The sequence below is a fragment of the Vibrio sp. 1874 genome (assembly GCF_033344395.1).
In the GTDB taxonomy this organism is placed as follows: domain Bacteria; phylum Pseudomonadota; class Gammaproteobacteria; order Enterobacterales; family Vibrionaceae; genus Vibrio; species Vibrio alginolyticus.
Map to the genome: position 1 here is coordinate 86,305 of NZ_JAWPOR010000003.1, position 22,570 is coordinate 108,874.

Genomic DNA, 22,570 nt, shown 5'->3' on the forward strand with positions numbered 1-22,570 from the left:
GTATGTTGAGGGCACAAAGGATTATCAACTTTTAATGGAAAGCCTAACGTTACAACCTATCAATAAAATTCAAGGGGAAGTGAACCTTCCTGGCTCTAAAAGCGTTTCTAATCGAGCTCTTTTACTTGCTGCTCTTGCTAAAGGCAGAACTCGCCTTACTAATCTCCTCGACAGTGATGATATCCGTCATATGCTGAATGCGCTGACTAAACTAGGCGTTCAATACCAACTTTCCGAAGATAAAACAGAATGTCTCGTTGAAGGCCTTGGGCGTCCATTTTCTGTCTCAGAGCCGGTAGAGTTATTTCTCGGCAATGCTGGCACTGCGATGCGACCATTAGCTGCGGCTCTTTGTCTTGGAGAAGGGGAGTATGTACTGACGGGCGAACCTCGTATGAAAGAGCGTCCAATTGGTCACCTTGTCACGGCACTGAAAGATGCTGGTGCGAACGTTGAGTACATGGAAAACGAGAACTTTCCGCCTCTCAAAATAATTGGTACTGGCCTAAAAGCAGGTACAGTTTCTATCGATGGGTCCATTTCAAGTCAGTTCTTGACCGCTTTCTTAATGTCTGCGCCATTGGCTGAAGGTGAAATTCGCATCAACATCGAAGGCGATTTGGTTTCTAAGCCTTATATCGATATCACCCTGCATATCATGAAGCAGTTTGGAGTCGATGTGATCAACAACGACTATCAAGAGTTTGTGATCCCAGCCGGTCAGCAATACATCGCTCCAGGTGATTTCTTGGTTGAAGGTGACGCGTCTTCTGCTTCTTACTTCTTGGCGGCGGCAGCCATCAAAGGTGGAGAAGTTAAAGTCACGGGTATCGGTAAAAACAGCATTCAAGGTGATATTCAATTTGCTGATGCGCTTGAAAAAATGGGTGCAGAAATTGAATGGGGTGATGACTACGTAATTTCACGTGTTGGTCAATTGAAAGGCATCGATATGGATTACAACCATATCCCTGATGCTGCAATGACCATCGCGACAACAGCGCTATTTGCCGAAGGCACTACCGCTATTCGTAACGTTTATAACTGGCGTGTAAAAGAAACAGACCGTTTGTCAGCTATGGCGACTGAGTTACGTAAAGTCGGTGCGGAAGTGGAAGAAGGGGAAGACTACATCATCGTCAAACCTGTCTCTCAGTTAAAGCATGCTGCGATTGATACTTACGATGATCATCGAATGGCGATGTGTTTTTCGCTGGTGGCACTTAGTGATACGCCTGTGACGATTAACGATCCAAAGTGTACGTCGAAAACGTTCCCTGACTACTTCGACAAACTTAAGGCTTTAAGCTGCTAAATATTCTGACCTAAAACAAAAAAGCCAGAGTGAATAACACTCTGGCTTTTTTGTTTCCCAATACTATTTAACCAGCGTAAATTCCTTAGAAAGGTGATGCGCTAAGTATTTGAACATATTGAATACTGCAGTCGTATTTGAAGTTGGTAAACCTTTGTCATCAAGGAAGTATTCACCTTTAAAAACTAAAACACCTTCTTTTTCTTCTACACTTGTTGCTCGCATTCCCTCGATGTAATCATCGTGCTCTTGGATGATTTGGTTAGCGATCAAAAGAAGGTCGAACTCTTCGATAAACGTTCTATCAGACATATTCTTTCTACCATTCTATTTAGTTAAGAATGCTGAGTATACCTACAACTAAAATGGGTTTGCATGATTAATTCAGTCAATCGTTCAGTAAGACTAAACAGATCAATTTTTAGAGTATAAGCATGATGCGGAGGAAGATGGCAGAGCATTGAACCAAACTATTTTGTGATGGGTAACAAAATTTATTGCATTGGATTAGCGGATGCTAAGTTTGCCTGTTTAGATATGCCGCTCAATACCTTTCAGAACCCTGTCTCTTTGAAGTATAAAGACGATGAATTGTCAACCAATCGGATCTGAATTTCAAAAAAGCAGTTGATCTTCTTTTCATCTCGCACAATAGTAAAAAAAGAAGCAATGAAATAGAACATTATGCGGGTGGCCTTTAAACAAGGTTTCTACCCGCATTATTATGAAGGACGTTAGAGTCAGTTATGGGTAAATCACTCGTTATAGTGGAGTCACCAGCCAAGGCAAAGACGATAAATAAGTACCTTGGTAAAGACTTTATTGTTAAGTCTAGTGTTGGTCATGTGCGTGATCTGCCTACGGCCGGTCAAAGCACTGGTGAGAAAAAAGCCGCAGCCATCTCAACTAAAGGGATGAGTCCGGAAGAGAAAGCGCGCGTTAAAAAAGAGAAAGACCGCAAAGCGTTGATCAAAAAAATGGGGATTAACCCATATCATGACTGGGAAGCGAATTACCAAATCCTTCCAGGCAAAGAAAAAGTTGTCAACGAACTACAAAAACTCGCCAAAGACGCAGATTGCGTTTATCTCGCAACCGATTTGGACCGCGAAGGGGAAGCAATCGCATGGCACCTTCGTGAGATCATCGGTGGCGATGAAGAGCGATACAAACGTGTAGTTTTTAACGAAATTACGAAAAACGCGATCCAACAAGCTTTCCAGACACCTGGCGAGCTGAACATGGATGGTGTAAATGCCCAACAAGCACGTCGCTTCATGGACCGTGTCGTTGGTTTTATGGTTTCACCTTTACTTTGGAAAAAAGTGGCTCGTGGCTTATCTGCTGGTCGAGTGCAGTCTGTTGCGGTGAAATTGTTAGTTGAGCGTGAGCGTGAGATTAACGCGTTTGTACCAGAAGAATTCTGGGACATTCATGCGAATACGAAAACGAAAGACAAAGCGGACTTTAAACTGCTTGTTGCGCAGAAAGACGGTTCTGCGTTTAAGCCAGTTAATGAGGCAGAAACCAAAGCAGCGATGTCTGTACTTGAGAATGCAAGTTACGAAGTATGTAAGCGTGAAGACCGTCCTACAAAGAGCAAGCCTTCAGCACCTTACATCACCTCTACGCTTCAACAGGCAGCGAGTACACGTCTGGGCTACGGCGTGAAAAAGACCATGATGCTAGCTCAGCGCCTCTATGAGGCCGGTTACATCACTTACATGCGTACTGACTCGACTAACCTAAGTGCCGAGGCTGTGGACGCTGTACGTGACTTTATTGGTTCTGAGTTTGGTGATAAGTACCTGCCAGCGAAACCATTGACGTACGGTAGCAAAGAAGGGGCACAGGAAGCGCACGAAGCGATCCGTCCTTCAAATGTGGGTGTTAAGGCGGAAGACCTGCAAGGTGTCGATGCTGATGCGCACAAACTTTACGCTTTGATTTGGAATCAGTTTGTAGCGTGTCAAATGACGCCAGCAGAATACGATTCAACAACCATCAGTGTAAAAGCGGCAGAATACACGCTTAAAGCGAAAGGCCGTATCCTTAAATTTGACGGCTGGACTCGTGTACAGCGTCCAATGGGCAAAAACGAGGATACAATCCTTCCTGCGGTACAACTTGGCGATAAGCTAAGCTTAGAGTCACTTGACCCTAAACAGCACTTTACAAAGCCACCTGCGCGCTACACTGAAGCAGCACTGGTTAAAGAGCTGGAGAAACGAGGTATTGGTCGTCCGTCGACTTACGCATCGATCATTTCTACGATTCAAGATCGTGGCTACGTGAAAGTTGATCAGCGCCGTTTCTACGCTGAAAAAATGGGTGAAATTGTTACTGACCGCCTTGATGACAGCTTTAACGATTTGATGAACTACGACTTTACTGCGCGTATGGAACAGAAATTGGACCAAATCGCTGAAGGTGAAGTGAACTGGAAAGCTGTGTTAGACAACTTCTTTGCTGATTTTACTGGCGATCTTGAAAAAGCGGAGCTGGATGAGTCAGAAGGCGGTATGAAGTTAAACCACATCGTCATGACGGATATCGAGTGTCCGACGTGTAGCCGTCCAATGGGCATCCGTACTGCTTCGACAGGTGTGTTCTTAGGCTGTTCAGGTTACGCGTTACCACCAAAAGAGCGTTGTAAGACAACCATCAACTTGGGTGACGAAGAAGGTATTATTAACGTTCTAGAAGAAGACGTTGAAACCGCAGCTCTTCGTGCTAAAAAGCGTTGTCCGATCTGTGAAACAGCGATGGACGCATACCTGATTGATGACAAGCGTAAGATGCATGTTTGTGGTAATAACCCGAATTGTGAAGGCTACCTTGTTGAATACGGCGAGTTCAAAGTAAAAGGCTACGATGGTCCAGTTGTTGAGTGTGACAAATGTGGCTCTGATATGGTGCTTAAGAACGGTCGCTTTGGTAAATACATGGATTGTACGAGCGAAACGTGTAAGAACACTCGTAAGATTCTTAAGAATGGCGAAGTCGCGCCACCGAAAGAAGATCCTGTTCATTTCCCCGAGTTGCCATGTGAAAACTCAGATGCGTATTTCGTACTTCGTGATGGTGCTTCAGGTCTATTTATGGCGGCAAGCAACTTCCCGAAATCGCGCGAGACACGTGCTCCTTTGGTTGCTGAACTGGCACGTTTTGAAGAGCGTTTACCTGAGAAGTTCAAATACCTAGCGACCGCACCGCAAGAAGATCCTGATGGTCGTCCTGCAGTCGTACGCTTTAGTCGCAAAACAAAAGAGAACTACGTTCGTTCGGAAGAGAATGGCAAACCATCTGGTTGGACAGCGCTCTTTGTTGACGGTAAGTGGGAAGTCACTGATAAGCGTAAAAAAGCGAAAGCATAATAACGTACGATCTAAGTAATGTAAAAAGGCAGCGATATCGCTGCCTTTTTTGCGTTTTGTTTTTGCGTAAAGGCCACTGTGTTGTTCGTATAGATCTTTGCTGCTTTGACTGAGTTTTGCTGACGCGAGAAGATCCCAGCATCAATATTTCGTAGTCGCTGATGTATTTTTTATGTAAAAAATATTCGTTGTAACTTTCATTTTGCATTCACATATTTGTTATACATTGGGCTAAAAAATCGGTGGTGTAGTGAATCCGTTCGTAAATTGTTTTCACAATGTAATCGTTTGCTTTTCCATGTGTGATCTAGATATCGTCTTGAGTACGCAAGAGCTGTATGGTACACAGAATGGCGTATTAAAAATTGTAATTTAGAACCCGCTTAGATAATTTATTACAAAAATTAGTGCAACTGTGTGCATTGTTTGCGTCAAAAAATAAGGAAAGAGTGGACGTTGCATACTGGAAGTGCCGTAGCTTTTTTATCCGTGTTGTAAGAGTTCACAGAAACTCAGAGACGGTTGCTAAATGTATTCGCTTGACTCCCCGAGTATGACTCATTCAAGCGAGTACCAAATCCAAGCTATAACGATATGGAGAACAACAAATGGCTGGTGTTTTGGGAATGATTCTTGCTGGTGGTGAAGGCTCTCGTTTGAGACCTTTAACGGAATCTCGCAGTAAACCTTCGGTACCGTTTGGTGGTAGTTATCGATTGATCGATTTTGCTCTAAACAATTTTGTTAATGCGGATCTGATGCGCATTTACGTCCTAACCCAATTTAAATCTCAATCTTTATTCCATCACTTAAAAAAGGGGTGGAACATCAACGGCATTACAGACCGCTTTATCGATCCTATTCCCGCTCAAATGCGTACTGGTAAACGTTGGTACGAAGGGACGGCGGACGCGATCTATCAAAACCTGCGTTTTATGGAATTAGAGGAACCAGAGCAAGTTTGTATTTTTGGCTCTGACCATATCTATAAGATGGATATCAAACAAATGCTGAACTTCCACTCAGAAAAGCAGGCTTCTCTGACGGTATCTGCATTGCGCATGCCACTAAAAGAGGCGTCGCAATTTGGGGTTATCGAAGTGGATAGTGAAGGTCGTATGATTGGCTTTGAAGAAAAACCAGCAAATCCAAAGTCGATTCCTGGTGACCCTGATTACGCTTTAGTTTCAATGGGTAACTATGTTTTTGAAGCTCAGGTACTGTTCTCAGAGTTGGTCGAAGATGCGGATAATGAAGCTTCATCACATGATTTTGGAAAGGACATCATTCCAAAGATGTTCCCTAGAGGTGATGTGTTCGTGTATGACTTCAGTACCAACAAAATCAGTGGCGAAAAAGAAGAGGTGTACTGGCGTGATGTCGGAACTATTGATGCGTACTGGCAAGCGCATATGGATCTGCTAGAAAAAGATGCTCCATTTTCGCTGTACAACCGTAAATGGCCATTGCACACCTACTACCCACCATTGCCACCTGCGACATTTACCGACTCTGATAATGGTCGTGTGCAGATAATCGATAGTTTAGTGTGTAATGGCAGCTATGTTAGAGGCTCAAGAATCGAAAAGTCGGTGCTTGGTTTTCGCAGTAATATTGCTTCTGCTTGCGATATCAGCGAATGTATACTTCTTGGTGACGTAAAAATTGGCGAAGGCTGTGTTTTACGTCGTGTGATTGTCGACAAGGATGCCGATATTGCTCCTGGTACTCAGATTGGTGTGAATCTTCAAGAAGATAAAAAACACTTCCACGTGTCTGAGGAGGGCATTGTTGTTATTCCGAAAGGAGCTCGAGTTGGCTACTAACAACTTATCTATTCTGTTTGTAGCTTCTGAGGTTGAAGGCCTCATTAAAAGTGGTGGCTTGGCAGATGTTGCCAAGGCACTACCGGAAGCCCTTCAAAACCTACAGCAAGACGTAAGAATTACCATCCCTGCGTACAGTAGTATTGATAAACTCGCAGACGCAGAAGTTGTATTAGAAACAGAATTAACATCATGGCCGCATACGGAGTATCGAGTTTTGCGGCTCATGTTAGGTCAAAATCCTGTTTACCTGATTGATTGTCCGCCGTATTTCAATCGACCATCAATGTATGCGGAGAACAACCAAGCGTATACTGATAACGGCGAGCGCTTTGCGTTTTTTAGTGCAGCATGTCTCGATATGTTACCCAAGCTCGCCTTTCAACCTAATATCATACACGCGAACGATTGGCACACAGGTCTTGTTCCATTTTTGCTCAAGCACAGGTATGGCAATGATCCGTTTTTTGCTCATACTAAAAGCGTCATTTCAATTCACAATGCGGTCTTTAAAGGCGTATTTAGTTATGAAGACGTGCAGTGTTTGCCAGAGTTTCATTGTAGAAACGTTCCCGATGCTGCGGTGAGTGCAACGCATATTACGATGCTTAAAGCTGGTGTAATGAATGCAGATAAGATAAACGCGGTTAGCCCTACGTACGCAGAGGAACTAAAAACAGAGCTTGGCAGTCACGGCATGGCTTGGGAGTTTCAGCAACGTGCGCAGGACTTAGTCGGCATCTTGAATGGTTGTGATTACAGCGCTTGGAATCCGGAAACTGATACCTACTTGCCGGTTAATTACTGCGCCGACCAGCAAAGTATGTCGCAAGGGAAGAAAGCTTGTAAAAAAGCATTACAACAACGACTAAATTTGCCCGAAAAAAATGTAGCTATGTTCGGTATGGTTTGTCGGTTGACCCAGCAGAAAGGCGTTCATTACTTGTTGCCTGCTTTGGCCGATTTTTTGAAGCACGATGTTCAGCTAGTTGTCGTTGGGACCGGAGACCCTGTTCTTGCCGCTCAGTTACGAGAGGTTGCCGCGCAGTTTTCTAGCAAATTTGCCTTTGTAGAAGCGTATGACAATGAACTTGCGCATATCGTTGAAGCTGGTTCTGATTTCTTCTTGATGCCTTCTGAGTTTGAACCATGTGGCTTAAACCAAATCTATAGTATGGCTTATGGGACATTACCGATAGTACGCGGTGTTGGTGGCTTAAAGGACAGCGTTAGCGATTATGATGTAAACCCATCTGAAGCAACGGGGTTTGTTTTTTTCGAACCGACACCGCAGGCATTGTTGTTAACGATGCTAAGGGCACTGTTGCTCTACGCTCAAAACGAGCCTGAAGTGAATAAAGTACAGTTGCACGCGATGCAACAAGACTTTTGTTGGCAAAAGGCCGCAGAATCTTATTTGCAGCTTTACCACTCAGCGTTAGTTTGACTTAAAATTGTAACGAAAGGCACCGAATGAGGTGCCTTTATTATCTTGAGTAAGGGGAGTGTGGTAGGATGGCTTTTTACTCAATAGCACGATCTTTTTGATACTCAATATGACCCAGCCGCTACTTTTTCATAAAACCTATTTGCACCCTACTAGTCATGAGTGGGTTGTATTTGTGCACGGTGCTGGTGGTAGCTCTTCTATCTGGTTCAAGCAAATTAAAGCTTACAAGCAACACTTTAACTTATTGCTGATCGATTTAAGAGGTCATGGAAAGTCAAATCAGTTACTTAAAGAGCTCATTGCTAGCCGTTATACCTTTACGGAAGTTACCCAAGATATTTTGAAAGTATTGGACCATTTAAAGATCCAATCCGCTCATTTTGTCGGTATGTCGCTTGGTACTATTATTGTTCGAAACCTTGCTGAATTGTCATCAGAGCGCGTACGTTCGATGGTGCTCGGCGGTGCTGTCACAAGGCTTAACACTCGTTCTCAGATATTGGTGAAATTAGGTAATTTTTGTAAGCATATCCTACCGTACATGTGGCTCTACAAACTGTTCGCTTATATTGTTATGCCTCAAAGAAGCCAACGAGAATCTCGCCACCTTTTTATTCGCGAAGCCAAGAAGCTTTGCCAAAAAGAATTTAAACGTTGGTTTATTCTCGCCGCTGATGTAAATCCGTTAATGAAATATTTTAAAGATCGAGAGTTACCCATTCCGACTCTTTACTTAATGGGCGACAGGGATTACATGTTTATTAAACCTGTCAAAGAAATGGTTGCAGCACATAAGCTCAGCATTCTACGAGAAATCCCGAATTGTGGTCATGTATGCAATGTAGAGCGTCCAGAAGACTTCAATCAACACTCCATCGAGTTTATTAAACAGCAAGCTGTATGTGCTTAAAACTGAGTGCATCCACTGAATAGGAGAGCCGCTATAGCTCTCCTAGTTGATATCCACATTGCCAACATGCACCAAATTGCCCTTCGTTTATTTCATGACATTTTGGGCATTGCCAATCTTGATACTCATGCCTATCGGATTGTTTTCGATATGCTTTTACTATTTCTTCAGCTTTCATCTTTTGTGCAGTGTCAAAAAGCCACACATAAGGATCGGTATCATCACCAAACGGCAGTTCTCCTTTTAAGCCGAAAATACCTTCTCCACGAACTTCACAGTAAATTTGTTCCACTTTAAGCAGCTCACATACAATGTGTGCTTCTGCTGGGTTTTTAGCGATAAATATTTTCATCAAAATACCCACTTCACCAATTACGAGTTTTGCTGACTTGGTGTCGGCCTTACTTTATTCATAACCCATTTAGTGATGATTGGAAATAGTCCCAATAGCGCAAAAGACGCTAATACTGCGGGTGAAACAATGCCCGATAGGCTTTCAATTGTTGCTAATTGAGTACCTGCATTCAGATATACGGCTGTGCCTGGCAGCATACCTATTTGGCTAGTGAGATAAAATCTACCTACAGACATCGGCGTTAAGCCCATCAGTAAGTTGATTAGAAAGAAAGGGAATACAGGGATTAGACGCAAGGAAAATAGATAAAAAGCTCCGTCTTTTTCGACACCTTGATTAATTGCGTTGAGTTTATTTCCGAATTTGTTTTGTACCCAGTCACGCAATAAGTATCGGCTGCTCAAGAAGGCCAGTGTTGCCCCCATAGTGCTAGCGAAAGAAACCAGTAGCAAGCTTGTCCAAAAACCAAATAAGGCTGCACCAAGTAAGGTGACTACTGCCGCTCCTGGGATAGAAAAAGCGGTAATTGCAATGTAGGTAAAAAAGTAAATCGCAGCCGAGAATACAAAATTCTGATCGATGTATGTAGTTAGTGCTTCTTGTTGGGCTTTTGCATTCTCTAAGGTTAAATACTGGCCAAAGTTAATACCTAAAAAGACGATAGCCGCTAGTAGGATGAGACCTAATATCAGTTTCTTATTCATAATTTTGATTCCAATTTGGGATATATGTAATAAGACAGTAGGAAAACCGAAAAAATTTCACAAAAAAACCGCAGATTAGACTGCGGTTTTACAAGATAGTTTTTAGGCCGACTTTTATTGGAGGCCGTTCATCAACTCATCTCGGCGAGCTTGAGGTACCACACTCCAATGAGTGCCGTTGATAGCACCTTCTAGTGCCCATAGCAACTCAATGTTGACGGTTGCAGAGTGCGTATCTCTTATCGCTTTATAGGCGTTAAGCGCACCTTCCTCTTCAAGCTTCTCTACGGATTCGATGCCGGCTTTTTTTAGCATGCGCTCGGTAGCCAGTCGTAAGTTAGGCAAATCTTTCAAACGGTTAGGCTTTGTACTTGCTTGCTGTTCTTTCTCAAGCTTTGCCTTTTTCAATGATTGATTCGCTACTTCGATTAAGCGTTCGCTTGATTCCCATAAATCGCTGGAAATAGCGTAGTACTTTGTAACGACTGGAAAGCCACGTTTTTTATAAACGTAAGGCTTTAGCCCTTGTTTCTCGAAGTCAGATGAAGTTTTTTGGTCTGCTCTGATATGAAGCTGATTGTTTACCACTAGTGCAAACATTGTTTCATCAGCGAATAGTCCGAAGCCACCAAACATTGAGCGCGACTTGATATTACCAAGTGCCTCAAATAGCTTCATAGAGTCTTTGAGTATCGGTTTATCCATGTTTTGTTATCTCGGTGTAATTAATATTACGCCACCAAAAGTCAGGTCCGAGAGAGTAGCAAACATGCGTAAAAACAATGTCATTACAGAGTAAAGTCATTGCTTACACACTTGCCATCGGTAACCCCGCTACCTTCCATATCGTAATATGGTTCAGGCCGGAGGCTTTGCGTCCCACTCTTTCGAATGGTTTGCCCTGTGCGTGACACAATGAGCATACTTCTTATATTGAATTAACATCACGGTTTAGCGTTAAAAGTGTGATTTCGGTTCAATAAAAATGATAGATTGAATGCTCTATTTTGCATATGGAAAGGTGCAAATTGGCCTTTGAAAAGGAGTTCTTAATATATATTACATTTATATAAAACAGGGAGTTAACGTTAGTCAATTGTTATTAGAGTGGTGTGAAGTATTAGAGAATGCTTAATTTTTCCAAAAAAATAAGCGCCCCTGTAGAGCGCTTATTTAACACGGTTAAATACAGTGAAATTTAGTTCATTTTTTTCACAGTATTTCGAATTACAAGCTCAGGTTGCATTTCGAAAATTCGTTTTTCGTGTTCTTTATCTTTGATACGCTCAAGTAGAATTTCGAATGCATTTTTACCAACACGACGTTTAGGTTGGTGGATAGTCGTTAGCGGTGGAGAGAAGTATTCCGCAAGCTCGATGTTGTCGTAGCCGATCACTGAAATATCTTCAGGAATTTTGATCCCGTTTTGTTGCAAGCGGCTCATTAGGCCTAGAGCCATTGTGTCGTTAAAACAGAATACCGCCGTCGGGCGCTTGTCCATTGCGGTAATTTTATCTGCAACTAATACGGCCGTATCACATTCAAAGTTACCTTCAAGGATCCAGTCTTCATTTACAGCTAGGTTCGCTTCGCTCATTGCGCGACGGAAACCTGCAATGCGCTCTTGGCAAGCAAGCTTTTCAAAATGACCGCTTAGACAAGCGATATCCGTATGACCATTGTCAATCAGATGTTTGGTTGCAATGTAGCCACCTTCTTCTGAGTTATCCATGATCTTGTCTGCTTGTGAGCTCTCTGGGCCCCAATCCATGACCACTTTAGGAATGTCCGCATGACGGTCAAGCATCTCTTTTAGTTCTTCGGTTAAGTCAGAACACATCACTAGGATGCCATCAACGCGCTTTTCAGCCAGCATACGAATGTAATCGCGTTGTTTTTCGTAAATCCCGCCTGTGTTACATAAAATCAGAGTATAGCCTTGGCGGTAACAGTAGCTCTCAACGCCATCAATCACTTCTGAGAAAAATAGGTTAGTTGATTGAGTTACTAACATGCCAATCGTACGAGTTGAGTTGCATTTTAGGCTGCGTGCAACGGCACTTGGCGCGTAATTCAGCTCGTCAACGGCTTTCATTACTTTTTCTTGCGTTGCTTCTGCAACGAAACGCGTTTTATTGATAACGTGCGAAACTGTCGTAGTGGAAACGCCGGCTAAGCGAGCAACGTCTTTTATCGTGGCCATAAATGGTGTCCTGTATCGAGCTACTGAAATATGTCGTATTGGATGTACCTGATGCTCTAATGGTTTCACACCTAGCAATATAAAATTGGCGCTAAGTGTCTCGGCAGCGGTTGATCCAAGTGCGACAAAAGGGTACGTAGCAGCATCGGTCGATGAATTTTATCTTTTTTCTATCTGATGAGAAATTGCCATCAACCTGTTAAGAAAACACAAAAACCGCTATATTTCAGCGGTTTACATATAAATCATATTTAATCGTTTGCGCTCACATTTTAGCCCTATGTGGACTGACTAGCAATGTTTTCAGCAAGAGATTTGTGTATTTGAAGTCACATTTTGACTGCTAAATAACCAAGCGTCTTTGCGCTAAGTTAAGGCAAACGAATATTATACCCAAGTTACTTACAATTGGTCACTTTCAGGCATACAGGAAGCCCGATAGGCAGGCTCCCTAAAAATAGGCGGCAATTATTCACCAAGAAGGTAGGCGCTGTCTAGTTTACAAAATGCAACTAATAGTTTCGCGACACTCGAGTAAAATCCAAATTCGTCGAATTGTTTACATTTGTCTGAAAACTGAGGTAACCAAGACATCAATTGTTGCTGGATAAAGTCGTTTTGTTTAACGAAGGCTTCTTCCATGTGTTTTTCTTGTTCAAGCTCGTTTGAGCGGATAATCATGTTCCCGAGAAAGTCGAGCTCAACGGCTAAGTGATCCGCAGGTTCCTTTAGGTTTTCGTCTACTTGAACGCCAAATTCAGCCATCAACTTTTCCATTTCCTCAGCTGGCTTGTCATTCAGTAAACCTGATTCACCAATGTACATGGATGCGTAAGGAAGAGCGCCGTATTTTTCTGTCTTCAAAAACAGTTCACAAAAGTCAGCTGCAAGCTCTAGTTGTGCATCTTCACGATCTTGTAACCGATTCAATGCATCAACTAGGCTATCAACGGCTGGTTTTAGCGACTCATTTTCACCTAAACCTGCGAGAAAACTGCGAATTTCAACACTGTGATAGGCTTCCAATTCTTTCTCTGTTAGTTCTTTTGCGAACAAGCTCGAAAACCACCAGTAAATTTCAGCGCGTTTCTCATTAAAAGCTTTCACTTCTTGCATTTTGGGCTCCTGAATGATGCTTCAAGTCATGCATCACAAAGTCAATTAGGGATATCCCCTAAGTGTAATCAATTAAAATGAATAGCAGTAACTATAATTGTTATGTTTTATGGTCAAAAATGACCGTTTATTAATAGCAATGGGCAAGCTTGTTTTGAATCAATAAAAACGCTAAATCTTGCGTTTTAATGTATCTATGACTAGAAATGTTACTAGTTATGAATAGAATACGTCTTGGATAATAAGAAGACAGAAAAGTGGTGTAAATGAGCTATCACGTATTAGTCGTAGAAGATGATGTTGTAACTCGTAGTAAGCTTGCGGGATATTTCCAAAATGAGGGCTACCAAGTCAGCGAAGCAGAGAGTGGCGCAGAAATGCGTGAAGTTTTGCAAGCGGGCGATGTAGACCTGATCATGCTGGATATTAACCTGCCTGGTGAAGACGGCCTGATGCTTACTCGTGAGTTACGTAGCCAATCGGATATTGGTATCATATTAGTAACAGGACGCACGGATAGCATTGATAAAATCGTAGGCCTAGAAATGGGTGCTGACGATTATGTGACAAAACCTTTTGAACTGAGAGAGCTGTTAGTTCGCGTTAAAAACTTGCTGTGGCGTATTTCAGCAGCGCGCAGTGGCAGTTCGAAAGCGAATGAAACCAGTGAAGAGCACATTGTGCGCTTTGGGGAGTGGACATTCGACATTCAACGTCGCGCACTTAGCCGCAACGGTGAGCCAGTAAAACTAACTAAAGCAGAGTATGAACTTTTGGTGGCATTATCGTCTTACCCTAACCAGGTGTTAAGTCGTGAGCGTATTTTGAACATGATCAGCCATCGAGTGGATGCGCCGAATGACCGCACCATTGATGTTCTTATTCGACGTATGCGCGCAAAAATGGAGTTCGATCCTAAGAACCCACAGATTTTTGTAACGGTGCACGGCGAAGGCTATATGTTTGCTGGTGACTAGTTTGAACATAACTCAATCGTAAAAAGAAAAGGAGAGCTTCGGCTCTCCTTTTTTGTGGCTTCAAGATAATACTAGTTTGCTTCAACCATTGGTGTTTGGCCGACAGTATCACGCAACCTTTGCCAAATACTGCCCAAGTACTCATGCCAATAAAGCTCTGTTTGTTCTAAGTAACGCGCTTTAGGTGAGTATTTATCCCAAGGTTGACTTATCTCGCTAATAGCTAAGAAGTTGGTCGGGGCTGGGATTGGTTTAATGCCTGCTGCGTTGAACTCATACAATGCACGGTTCATGTGACTCGCAGAAGTGACTAACACAATCTCCTTTTGTTGAACGAATGCAGCCGCTTGACGCGCCTCTTCCCACGTATCTTTCGCATCTTCTAATAAAATGATATCGGATTTCGCGACGCCCAACGCAAGGGCAACGTTCGCCATCATTCGCGCGTGGCTAATTTCAGATCCGCCAGCATAGCCGGATAAGATTAATTTCGCGCCTGGATACATTCTTAAAATACGAATGCCCTCAGTTAAGCGCATTAATGCTGCACGGCTTAACTGCGAGGTGGGTGGAATTTCGTCATCGATAACATGACCATTCCCTAAAACCATCACGTAGTCGATGGTGCCAGAAACTGGCAAAAAGGCTTTATGCTCTCGCTCTAACGGCATAAGAAGCTTGGTTGAAACAGGTTGGAAGGCAACAAGAAAAATGCCAACAAAAGAGAATAGAACAACGAAGCAGCCAGTTTTACGTTTTGTAGTAAAACTAATGAGAGCAAGACCCAACAAGCCTATCAGCAGCAATGCCGGAAGGGGCATAAGCATGGCTGACACTACTTTTTTCAGCTCAAACATACATAAATAGTCCGAAAAAACATCAATTGATAATAAAAATGAGGGTATCCCTCTTTATTCCTGCTTTCCTTGTGCCAGAATAGCGGCACAATCCGTTATGATAACTCAGCAGAAGTGACAGAAGACCGCAATTTCGACGATATCGCCCACAAATTTGCAAAAAATATTTACGGCTCCGATAAAGGGGAGATCCGCCAAATCATTGTGTGGGAAGATTTTCTACAGATTCTAAGTGAATTAGATGCTGACCAGCAACCCCTAGAAGTGTTAGACGCTGGTGGTGGTTTGGCACAAATGTCGCAAAAGCTTGCTAAGCTCGGACATCGAATCGCTTTATGTGATCTATCTTCGGAAATGCTGCAGTTGGCTAAGCAGGATATTGAAAAAAACGGTTTGCTTGAGCAGTATCGCCTGATTCATTCGCCTGTCCAATCCATCGGTGAACATATGGATGTACAGGTCGATCTGGTTATGTTCCACGCTGTGATGGAGTGGCTGGTTGATCCTAAGGCCGCACTTGAAACAGTTCTAGAACAAGTAAAACCGGGAGGCATCGCATCAGTCATGTTCTACAACCACCACGGTTTAGTCTATAAAAACGTGGTTTGTGGCAACATTCCTCATATATTAGACGGCATGCCTCACCGAAAAAGATTTAAACTACAGCCGCAAAAAGGCTTAAAACCTGAAGAAGTCTACCAGTGGATAGAAAATTCAGGTTTTAATATTTGTGGCAAATCTGGTATTCGCTCATTTAGTGATTACATAGGCAATATGGAATACATGGGTGATTACGAGTTTGAAGATGTGTTGGCGCTAGAAAAACAACTTTGTCGACAAGAGCCATACCTCTCATTAGGCCGCTACATTCATGTGTGGGCTAAAAAGAACGATAAACAGGAATAACAATGAGTGAGATGACTCTCAATGCTGCAGAGCAACCAATCGATGAGCTGGTTGGCTGGGTTAAGCAGCACGATTTCTCGTTGAACCTGACCACAGAGCGATTGGCATTTTTGATAGCCATTGCCGTACTGAGTAATGAAAGGTTCGATGAAGAACTGGGTGAAGGTGAACTGCATGATGCATTTGCCATCGTCACTCGACTATTTGATGAGACCGGCGAAGCCTCCGCTTTTCGTGCGAACAATGCGATCAACGAGATGGTTAAGCAGCGTCTTATGAGCCGTTTTGTCAGTGAGATTACTGACGGAGCGAGCATTTACCGCTTGTCGCCATTAGCGATAGGAATAACCGACTACTACGTGCGTCATCGTGAGTTCTCAAAACTGCGTCTATCTATCCAGCTATCCATGGTAGCGGATGAAATGGCGAAAGCGATTGAGGCAGCGCAAAAAGGTGGCACACCGGGTCACTGGAAGAAAAACGTATACGGTGTTTTAAAATATTCTGTAGGCGAAATTTTCGATCAAATTGACCTCAACCAACGTGTTATGGATGAGCAGCAACAGTCAGTGAAACAACAGATTGCTGACCTGCTTAACAAAGACTGGCGTGAAGCGATCAACAACTGTGAAGCACTTCTGTCAGAAACATCAAGCACGTTGCGTGAACTTCAAGATACGCTGCAAGCCGCCAGTGATGAACTGCAAACTCAGATCCTCGATATTCAAGAAATTGTTTACGGTGACCCTGAGCTGGAGTTTATCGAAGAAGCCTTGTTTGGTCTGCAAATGAAGCTGGACCGAATCACAAGCTGGGGCCAGCAAGCTATCGACCTTTGGATTGGTTACGACCGACACGTGCACAAGTTTATTCGTACTGCAATCGATATGGATAAGAACCGTGCGTTTAGCTCGCGTCTTCGTCAATCCGTCAAAGATTACTTCGATGCGCCTTGGTATCTGACTTATGCAGATGCGGAGAGGCTTTCTGACCTTCGTGATGAGGCCCTAGTACTGCGTGATGACGAGGTCACGGGTCAAGTTCCGATGGAAGTAGAATACGAAGAGTTTCAACAAGTCAATGATGAGTTGTCTGAACGAATTGGTGACATGCTAAAAGCGCATAAAGATCAAGGCACACCAATCGATTTGAGTGTGGTACTGCGAGATTACCTTGCACAGCACCCTTACACTCATCATTTTGATTTAGCTCGCATTATCGTCGATCAAGCTGTACGTCTAGGGTATTCAGAATCGGATTACCAAGCGATTCAACCAGACTGGAAAGCAATCAACGAATTTGGGGCAAAGGTACAAGCGAATGTCATCGACCGATACTAATGAATACATGTCAGAGAATCTGGCAAAAGCAATTTCTAACCCTCTGTTCCCAGTGCTAGACAGCATGCTTCGAGCAGGGCGTCATATCTCAAGTGAAGATCTAGACAACCACGCGTTGTTGTCGGATTTCGAACTTGAGCTTTCTTCTTTCTACCAACGCTACAACACCGAATTGGTGAAAGCGCCAGAAGGTTTCTTCTACCTTCGTCCACGTTCAACATCTCTGATTGGCCGTAGTGTTCTTTCTGAACTGGATATGCTGGTGGGTAAGGTACTGTGTTTCCTTTATCTAAGCCCAGAGCGTCTTGCGCACGAAGGCATCTTCACTAACCAAGAGCTGTACGACGAACTGCTTGCTCTAGCAGATGAAAATAAGCTGATGAAGCTAGTGACGAACCGTGCTACCGGTTCTGACCTTGATAAAGAAAAGCTGTTTGAAAAAGTACGTACGTCACTTCGTCGTCTGCGTCGCCTAGGCATGATCATCAACATCGGTGAAACCGGTAAGTTCAGCATCAGTGAAGCGGTATTCCGCTTTGGTGCCGATGTACGTATTGGCGATGACATGCGTGAAGCGCAACTGCGTCTGATCCGTGATGGTGAAGCAGTAGTGCACACCAAAGAGCCAAGCCAAGGCAGCCTATTGTCTGAAGAAGATCAAGACGACCAAGCCCAAGAAGAAACGACAGAAGAGGGTGAAGCATGAGCATGATTGAACGCGGTAAATACCAATCGCTGACCATGGTCAACTGGAACGGCTTCTTTGCCCGTACGTTTGACATCGATGGTCTGGTCACCACGCTATCAGGTGGTAACGGTGCAGGTAAATCAACCACAATGGCGGCGTTCATCACCGCATTGATTCCTGACCAAACGCTACTGCACTTCCGTAACACGACAGAAGCAGGCAGCAGCCAATCGTCTCGCGACAAAGGTCTGTACGGTAAGCTACAGCCGGGCGCGTGTTATGCGGCGCTTGACGTGGTTAACTCACGTAACCAACGCCTATTGTTCGCAGTAAAACTGCAGCAAGTTGCAGGTCGTGATAAGAAAGTAGATATCAAACCGTTTGTTATCCAAGGTCTTCCAAGCCATGTGAAACCAACAGATATCTTGGTTGAAAGCGTATCTGCGACTCAAGCTCGTGTACGTCAAATCAATGAAGTAAAAGAATCAATCGCAGAATTTGAAGGCGTTCAATTTAAAGCCTTCTCTTCTATCGTGGATTACCACGCACAAATGTTTGAATTCGGTGTGATTCCGAAGAAACTGCGTAACTCTGGTGACCGTTCTAAATTCTACCGCCTGATCGAAGCATCGCTTTACGGTGGTATCTCAAGTGCGATTACCCGTTCGCTACGTGACTACCTTCTGCCACAAAACGGCGGCGTGAAGAAAGCGTTCCAAGATATGGAATCGGCGCTGCGTGAAAACCGCATGACGCTAGAAGCGATCAAAACTACGCAAGCAGACCGTGACTTGTTCAAACATTTGATTACAGAGTCGACCAACTACGTGGCAGCGGACTATATGCGCCATGCCAACGAGCGCCGTAAAAAACTAGAACAGACATTGTCTTTGCGTTCAGAGTTATTTGGTTCTCGCGAGACCTTGATTGAGCAAAACAATCTGCTTAACCGCGTTCAAGAAGAGCTGGAACTGCTGATCGAATCAGAATCTTCTTTAGAGCAAGACTACCAAGCGGCTTCTGATCACTTGCAACTGGTGCAAAACGCGCTGCGTCAGCAAGAGAAGATCGAACGCTACCAAGAAGATCTTGAAGAGCTGAGCGAGCGTCTTGAAGAACAAATGATGGTAGTGGAAGAAGCGCAAGAACGCGTGATGATGGCTGAAGAGCAAGCTACCGTTGCAGAAGAAGAGGTGGATAGCCTTAAGACGCAACTTGCTGATTACCAGCAAGCTCTTGACGTTCAGCAAACTCGCGCCCTTCAATATCAACAAGCAGTTCAAGCGCTGGAGAAAGCGAAGAAGCTACTTGGCGATGACAGCCTAACGGCGGAATCGGCTCAAGCGCTTGTCTCTGAGCTTAAGAGCAAAGAATCAGAAAACACCAATGCGTTGCTATCGGTTAAGCACAAGCTGGACATGTCTTCTGCAGCGGCAGAGCAGTTTGAAACCGCGCTTAAACTAGTACAAAGCATCGTTGGTCAAGTTGAGCGCAAAGACGCGTCTGAACATGCGAAAACCGCAATTGCGAAAGCGCGTGAGTCACAACAAATCGCGCAAAACGAACAGCAATGGCGAGCACAACACCGTGATCTCGAACGCAGCCTTAACCAGCAGCGTCAAGCACGTGAACTGGTTGCTGAATACAAAAAGCAATATCACGTTGAACTAACCGATGAGGTTACGTTTGAACAAGAACGTGAACGTCATGCGACGCAAATCGAATCACTAGAGATAGCTCAAGAAGAAGTTCGTGATCAGCGTGGTGAACAGCGCCGTCTAGAGCAAAACGCGGTGGCAGAAATCAGTAAGCTTGAAGCAATAGCACCAGCTTGGATTGCGGCGAACGATGCGCTAGAGAAACTGAGAGAGCAGAGCGGTGAAGAGCTTGAGGATCGCCATGCGGTAATGAACCACATGCAAGTTGTCCTTGAACAAGAAAGGGAGCTGTCTTTAGCTAAAGATAAGCTTGCTGAGCGCCGTAGCCAGCTAGACTCTGAGATTGAGCGTCTTGCTTCTCCTGGTGGTTCAAATGACCCTCGCCTGAAAGGTTTGGCAGATACGCTGGGCGGTGTATTGCTGTCTGAGATCTACGATGACATCACGATTGATGACGCGCCTTACTTCAGTGCGATGTACGGGCCGGCTCGTCACGCTATCGTTGTTTCTGACTTGTCAGGCATCGAAGAAAAACTGGTAGAGCTAGACGACTGTCCAGAAGACTTGTACATCATTGAAGGTGACATCGATGCCTTTGATGACAGCTCGTTCGATGCAGAAGAGTTAGAGGGCGCGGTTTGCGTTCGTATGAACGATCGCCAAATGCGTTACTCTCGCTTGCCTGAGATCCCATTGTTTGGCCGTGCGGCACGTGAGCAGCGTCTAGAGTTGCTGCGTAACGAACGAGAAGAAGTGGTAGAGAAACACGCAAAAGCGGCGTTTGATTCTCAGAAAATGCAGCGCTTGTACCAAGCGTTTAACTTATTTGTGTCTAACCACATTCAGGTTGCTTTTGACGCCGATCCAGAACAAGCACTGGCAACTATTCGTGATAAGCGTAACCAAATTGCTCGTGTGCTGGCGGATCTGGATGCGAAAGAGCAACAACAACGTTCTCAGCTTCAAACCAGCAAGCAAGCGTTGTCTTCTCTGGACAAGCTAGCGTCACACATGGTGCTTGTTGAAGATGAGTCATTGCAAGCGCGTTTTGATGAGCTAGAAGAGAAAATCGCTCAGCTTGCAGAGGCAAAAAACTTCTTAAACAACCATGCAAAAGCCGTCACGCAATTAGAGAATATTGCGTCTGCGCTTGATGCTGACCCAGAGCAATTCGATGCACTAGAAGCAGAATACAAAGCGGCAGACGAGCGGCTACAAGATCTTAAGAAGCAAATCTTTGCACTCTCGGATCTCGTTGAACGTCGTCACTACTTCGCTTACTCAGATTCAGTAGACCTACTGAACAAGAGTAGCGAACTGAGTGAGCAGTTAAAAGCTAAACTGGTTCAAGCTGAACAAATGCGTACTCGCTCTCGTGAAGAGTTGAAGCAATCGCAAGGTCAAATGAACCAATACAACCAAGTATTGGCATCATTGAAGAGTTCACACCAAGCGAAACTGGAAACGGTTCAAGAGTTCAAACAAGAACTTCAAGAGTTTGGCGTGAACGCTGACGAAGGTGCGGAAGAGCGCGCAATGCGTCGTCGTGACGAACTGCACGAGCGTCTACACTCGTCTCGCAGCCGTAAGAGCGAATACGAGCGCACGATCACCTCTACTGAACTAGAGATGAAAGGCTTGGCAAAACGTCTGAAGAAAGTTCAGAAAGAATACGTTGAGCTGCGTACGTTCGTGGTTGCTGCGAAAGCTGGCTGGTGTTCAGTACTTCGTCTGGCGCGTGAGAATGATGTTGAGCGTCGTCTACACAAGCGTGAACTGGCTTACATGTCAGCGGATGAACTGCGTTCGATGTCGGATAAATCACTGGGTGCGCTGCGTCTAGCGGTTGCGAACAATGACGACCTGCGTGATGCGCTGCGTCTATCAGAAGGTAATGCACGTCCAGAGCGTAAAGTTCTGTTCTATATTGCTGTATACCAACACCTTCGTGAGCGTATTCGTCAGGATATCATCCGTACTGATGACCCAGTTGAAGCAATCGAAGAGATGGAAGTCGAGCTGGCGCGTCTAACGGAAGAGCTAACGCAACGTGAAAACCGTCTAGCGATCAGCTCTGAGTCAGTAGCGAGCATCATCAAGAAGACGATTCAGCGTGAGCAAAACCGTATTCGCATGCTGAACCAAGGCTTGTCGAACATTTCGTTTGGTCAGGTGAAGGGCGTACGTCTAAACGTGAAGATCCGTGAAAGTCACGAAGTGCTACTGAACGGTTTAGCGACACAACAAGAGCAACATAAAGACCTGTTTGAATCGACCCGCTTTACCTTCTCTGAAGCAATGGCGAAGCTGTTCCAACGTGTGAACCCACACATCGATATGGGTCAACGTTCTCCTCAGGTTCTGGGTGAAGAGCTACTGGATTACCGTAACTACCTAGAGCTAAGTGTAGAAGTGAACCGTGGTACAGATGGTTGGCTACAGGCTGAGTCTGGCGCGCTATCAACAGGTGAAGCGATCGGTACCGGTCAGTCAATCCTTCTGATGGTTGTTCAAAGCTGGGAAGAAGAGTCTCGTCGTCTACGCAGCAAAGACATTGTGCCTTGTCGTCTGCTCTTCTTGGATGAAGCCGCGCGTCTGGATGCGAAATCGATCGCGACATTGTTCGAATTGTGTGACCGTCTGGATATGCAGCTTCTCATCGCGGCGCCTGAAAACATCAGCCCAGAGAAAGGTACGACCTACAAACTGGTGCGTAAGGTGTTTAAAGACCACGAGCACGTACACGTAGTTGGTCTGCGTGGTTTTGGTCAAACGGATAAGCCTAAGACTGAAGCGCAAGAGATGATTGAAGAGTTTGAATCGTAAACTCCGAATCTAATAAAACGCCCGCAATGAACGCGGGCGTTTTTGTATCTGTTTGCGAGGCA

At 44.4% G+C, this 22,570-nt stretch carries 17 protein-coding genes and 1 riboswitch; of the genes, 10 read left to right on the top strand and 7 right to left on the bottom strand.

The genetic code is table 11. The features are described 5' to 3' along the window. The first annotated feature begins 34 nt into the window (after positions 1–34). Positions 35–1,315, top strand: coding sequence for a 3-phosphoshikimate 1-carboxyvinyltransferase (gene aroA / locus R8N46_RS07810; RefSeq protein ID WP_005387883.1), 1,281 nt, complete (start codon positions 35–37; stop codon positions 1,313–1,315). Between the two features lie 63 nt (positions 1,316–1,378). On the opposite strand, the gene R8N46_RS07815 is transcribed toward aroA, so the two are convergent. Next, the gene (locus tag R8N46_RS07815) at positions 1,379–1,627 is read right to left on the bottom strand and encodes a YciN family protein (protein WP_005387884.1); all 249 of its coding nucleotides are present in this window, start codon (positions 1,625–1,627) and stop codon (positions 1,379–1,381) included. 434 nt (positions 1,628–2,061) lie between these two features. Here R8N46_RS07815 and topA point away from each other — a divergent pair, with 434 nt between their 5' ends. The 4 genes from topA to R8N46_RS07835 all read left to right on the top strand — a co-directional run bounded on the left by topA (position 2,062) and on the right by R8N46_RS07835 (position 8,878). After that, the gene (gene topA / locus R8N46_RS07820) at positions 2,062–4,692 is read left to right on the top strand and encodes a type I DNA topoisomerase (RefSeq protein WP_005378351.1); all 2,631 of its coding nucleotides are present in this window, start codon (positions 2,062–2,064) and stop codon (positions 4,690–4,692) included. A 608-nt stretch (positions 4,693–5,300) separates the two neighbouring features. Continuing rightward, positions 5,301–6,518, top strand: a complete 1,218-nt coding sequence (gene glgC / locus R8N46_RS07825) for a glucose-1-phosphate adenylyltransferase (RefSeq protein ID WP_017634726.1) — start codon at positions 5,301–5,303, stop codon at positions 6,516–6,518. Continuing rightward, positions 6,508–7,965, top strand: a complete 1,458-nt coding sequence (gene glgA, locus R8N46_RS07830) for a glycogen synthase GlgA (protein WP_017820031.1) — start codon at positions 6,508–6,510, stop codon at positions 7,963–7,965. The genes glgC and glgA overlap by 11 nt, the downstream gene beginning before the upstream one ends. Before the next feature lie 109 nt (positions 7,966–8,074). Then, positions 8,075–8,878 carry an alpha/beta fold hydrolase gene (locus R8N46_RS07835; protein WP_005387891.1) on the top strand — a complete coding sequence of 268 codons (804 nt, stop codon included), beginning with the start codon at positions 8,075–8,077 and terminating at the stop codon, positions 8,876–8,878. Between the two features lie 31 nt (positions 8,879–8,909). Here the strand turns inward: R8N46_RS07835 and R8N46_RS07840 are convergent, their stop codons facing one another. From R8N46_RS07840 to torD, 5 genes are all read right to left on the bottom strand, one after another. After that, entirely contained in the window at positions 8,910–9,230 is a 321-nt protein-coding gene (locus R8N46_RS07840; RefSeq protein WP_017820033.1) for a DUF2007 domain-containing protein, read from the bottom strand. A 20-nt stretch (positions 9,231–9,250) separates the two neighbouring features. Then, on the bottom strand, positions 9,251–9,937 hold the full coding sequence (locus R8N46_RS07845; protein ID WP_005378366.1) for a TVP38/TMEM64 family protein: 687 nt from the start codon (positions 9,935–9,937) through the stop codon (positions 9,251–9,253). Between the two features lie 114 nt (positions 9,938–10,051). Then, positions 10,052–10,642: a TfoX/Sxy family DNA transformation protein gene (locus R8N46_RS07850; protein ID WP_005378367.1), complete on the bottom strand. Its 591-nt coding sequence runs from the start codon at positions 10,640–10,642 to the stop codon at positions 10,052–10,054. A gap of 116 nt (positions 10,643–10,758) precedes the next feature. Further along, a riboswitch (cyclic di-GMP riboswitch) is annotated at positions 10,759–10,848 on the bottom strand. A gap of 287 nt (positions 10,849–11,135) precedes the next feature. After that, positions 11,136–12,140, bottom strand: coding sequence for an HTH-type transcriptional repressor PurR (gene purR / locus R8N46_RS07855; RefSeq protein ID WP_005378368.1), 1,005 nt, complete (start codon positions 12,138–12,140; stop codon positions 11,136–11,138). A gap of 468 nt (positions 12,141–12,608) precedes the next feature. Next, positions 12,609–13,256, bottom strand: coding sequence for a molecular chaperone TorD (gene torD, locus R8N46_RS07860; protein WP_017820035.1), 648 nt, complete (start codon positions 13,254–13,256; stop codon positions 12,609–12,611). A gap of 266 nt (positions 13,257–13,522) precedes the next feature. Here torD and torR point away from each other — a divergent pair, with 266 nt between their 5' ends. Next, positions 13,523–14,233: a two-component system response regulator TorR gene (gene torR, locus R8N46_RS07865; RefSeq protein WP_005378370.1), complete on the top strand. Its 711-nt coding sequence runs from the start codon at positions 13,523–13,525 to the stop codon at positions 14,231–14,233. 71 nt (positions 14,234–14,304) lie between these two features. Here the strand turns inward: torR and elyC are convergent, their stop codons facing one another. Then, positions 14,305–15,090, bottom strand: coding sequence for an envelope biogenesis factor ElyC (elyC, locus tag R8N46_RS07870; RefSeq protein WP_213876627.1), 786 nt, complete (start codon positions 15,088–15,090; stop codon positions 14,305–14,307). 114 nt (positions 15,091–15,204) lie between these two features. On the opposite strand from elyC, the gene cmoM reads away from it, so the two are divergent. From cmoM to mukB, 4 genes are read left to right on the top strand one after another with little or no spacing between them, the layout of a single operon-like run. Further along, on the top strand, positions 15,205–15,996 hold the full coding sequence (gene cmoM / locus R8N46_RS07875; RefSeq protein WP_025998624.1) for a tRNA uridine 5-oxyacetic acid(34) methyltransferase CmoM: 792 nt from the start codon (positions 15,205–15,207) through the stop codon (positions 15,994–15,996). 2 nt (positions 15,997–15,998) lie between these two features. Continuing rightward, positions 15,999–17,336, top strand: coding sequence for a chromosome partition protein MukF (mukF, locus tag R8N46_RS07880; RefSeq protein ID WP_017634722.1), 1,338 nt, complete (start codon positions 15,999–16,001; stop codon positions 17,334–17,336). Then, on the top strand, positions 17,317–18,042 hold the full coding sequence (gene mukE, locus R8N46_RS07885) for a chromosome partition protein MukE (protein ID WP_213972288.1): 726 nt from the start codon (positions 17,317–17,319) through the stop codon (positions 18,040–18,042). Before mukF ends, mukE begins: the two co-directional genes overlap by 20 nt. A gap of 2 nt (positions 18,043–18,044) precedes the next feature. Then, complete coding sequence (gene mukB, locus R8N46_RS07890) at positions 18,045–22,508, top strand: chromosome partition protein MukB (protein ID WP_213972330.1); 4,464 nt, start codon at positions 18,045–18,047, stop codon at positions 22,506–22,508. Positions 22,509–22,570: the final 62 nt, after the last annotated feature.

What these genes read in the sequence shown, in the direction of transcription:
- aroA (WP_005387883.1), top strand. Translation starts at nt 35, where the DNA reads ATGGAAAGCCTAACGTTACAACCTATCAATAAAATTCAAGGGGAAGTG.
- R8N46_RS07815 (WP_005387884.1), bottom strand. Translation starts at nt 1,627, where the DNA reads ATGTCTGATAGAACGTTTATCGAAGAGTTCGACCTTCTTTTGATCGCT.
- topA (WP_005378351.1), top strand. Translation starts at nt 2,062, where the DNA reads ATGGGTAAATCACTCGTTATAGTGGAGTCACCAGCCAAGGCAAAGACG.
- glgC (WP_017634726.1), top strand. Translation starts at nt 5,301, where the DNA reads ATGGCTGGTGTTTTGGGAATGATTCTTGCTGGTGGTGAAGGCTCTCGT.
- R8N46_RS07835 (WP_005387891.1), top strand. Translation starts at nt 8,075, where the DNA reads ATGACCCAGCCGCTACTTTTTCATAAAACCTATTTGCACCCTACTAGT.
- R8N46_RS07840 (WP_017820033.1), bottom strand. Translation starts at nt 9,230, where the DNA reads ATGAAAATATTTATCGCTAAAAACCCAGCAGAAGCACACATTGTATGT.
- R8N46_RS07845 (WP_005378366.1), bottom strand. Translation starts at nt 9,937, where the DNA reads ATGAATAAGAAACTGATATTAGGTCTCATCCTACTAGCGGCTATCGTC.
- R8N46_RS07850 (WP_005378367.1), bottom strand. Translation starts at nt 10,642, where the DNA reads ATGGATAAACCGATACTCAAAGACTCTATGAAGCTATTTGAGGCACTT.
- purR (WP_005378368.1), bottom strand. Translation starts at nt 12,140, where the DNA reads ATGGCCACGATAAAAGACGTTGCTCGCTTAGCCGGCGTTTCCACTACG.
- torD (WP_017820035.1), bottom strand. Translation starts at nt 13,256, where the DNA reads ATGCAAGAAGTGAAAGCTTTTAATGAGAAACGCGCTGAAATTTACTGG.
- torR (WP_005378370.1), top strand. Translation starts at nt 13,523, where the DNA reads ATGAGCTATCACGTATTAGTCGTAGAAGATGATGTTGTAACTCGTAGT.
- elyC (WP_213876627.1), bottom strand. Translation starts at nt 15,090, where the DNA reads ATGTTTGAGCTGAAAAAAGTAGTGTCAGCCATGCTTATGCCCCTTCCG.
- mukF (WP_017634722.1), top strand. Translation starts at nt 15,999, where the DNA reads ATGAGTGAGATGACTCTCAATGCTGCAGAGCAACCAATCGATGAGCTG.
- mukE (WP_213972288.1), top strand. Translation starts at nt 17,317, where the DNA reads ATGTCATCGACCGATACTAATGAATACATGTCAGAGAATCTGGCAAAA.
- mukB (WP_213972330.1), top strand. Translation starts at nt 18,045, where the DNA reads ATGATTGAACGCGGTAAATACCAATCGCTGACCATGGTCAACTGGAAC.